Origin of the sequence: Vibrio sp. 1727, from assembly GCF_033344415.1 — a bacterium.
In the GTDB taxonomy this organism is placed as follows: Bacteria; Pseudomonadota; Gammaproteobacteria; order Enterobacterales; family Vibrionaceae; genus Vibrio; species Vibrio alginolyticus.
Map to the genome: position 1 here is coordinate 1 of NZ_JAWPOT010000415.1, position 616 is coordinate 616.

At 42.5% G+C, this 616-nt stretch carries 1 protein-coding gene; it reads left to right on the forward strand.

Annotated elements, in window-relative coordinates:
• The first annotated feature begins 280 nt into the window (after nucleotides 1-280).
• Nucleotides 281-412 carry a hypothetical protein gene (locus R8O10_RS26070; RefSeq protein ID WP_318192077.1) on the forward strand — a complete coding sequence of 44 codons (132 nt, stop codon included), beginning with the start codon at nucleotides 281-283 and terminating at the stop codon, nucleotides 410-412.
• Nucleotides 413-616 lie beyond the last annotated feature (204 nt).

The following is a 616-nucleotide window of genomic DNA, read 5'->3' on the forward strand; positions in this document are numbered from 1 at the left end:
GCTCACCCCTTAGCAGGGCGTTAGTTTGCAAGAGGAAAAACGCAGCTATATCGCACGATCTAGTGGTAAAAGCTCAAAGTCGAAATTGTCGTATCGGCGTTCAATTTCAGTGTTAACGAGCGTGGTGAAAATCCAAAATTGGTATCGTTTCAACGGTTGATTTGTTCTTTGATGTGGCGAGTTTTGGGTTAACTGCGTTGAACTTTTTTGCTGAAACTCTGCTCGTTGAGTTTGTTGGTACAAAAGCCGATTTACTTGCTGAAAGGATGCTTTCTCTGGTGTGGCAAGTTCACGTGGTTTCAGTGGCTTTGTTGAAAGTCCGCACTGTGAGATTGGTTTTCCAAAAGCGCTTTTTGGTGTTGTGAGTGCGTTTTCTGCGGCGTTGTTTGTTCCACATGATTTCATTGAGTAGCCGCTTTGAGACTACGCCTGGCTTAAGTGCATCAAAACACTTAAAGCTTATTGTTTGCCAAAGTTTAAAATAACGTAAAATCAACGTTTTGGGTTTACAAACTAACAAACTGCTCAAGAGGGATTCGCAACGCGTGGCATTTTCACTATGCGTTTAATTTAGTGATTAAGGTGGTTTGCGGCGGCTTTTGTATTGCGTTGCTCA